General features: G+C 42.4%; 1 protein-coding gene. It reads right to left on the bottom strand.

The features are described 5' to 3' along the window. A partial coding sequence (locus F1003_RS16275) for an S-adenosylmethionine:tRNA ribosyltransferase-isomerase (protein WP_162307023.1) occupies nt 1-245 on the bottom strand: 245 nt, incomplete at both ends.

The following is a 245-nucleotide window of genomic DNA, read 5'->3' as shown; positions in this document are numbered from 1 at the left end:
AAGAGGCATCTCACCAAGTTCATCTAACACCTCATGAAAAATGCCGTCATAGCTCATTTTCAACATTCTTCCCCCATGATCAGCCTCAGAAATACAAACTGCCGATAACTTCCCATCCCCAAACTGAATGACCGTGCCTGTTTTAACCCTTTTTGCCGGTTTCACAAGTGTCTCCCACTCGTCATTCTCAAGTTGTTTTAAAAGAAGTACTTCAATTTTGGCACCGGTTCCTTCTTTTACTCCAT

The organism is Winogradskyella ouciana (assembly GCF_009709615.1).
GTDB classification, from domain to species: Bacteria; Bacteroidota; Bacteroidia; order Flavobacteriales; family Flavobacteriaceae; genus Winogradskyella; species Winogradskyella ouciana.
Note: the sequence above shows the minus strand (reverse complement) of the source record. Positions and strands in the feature narration are given on the sequence as shown.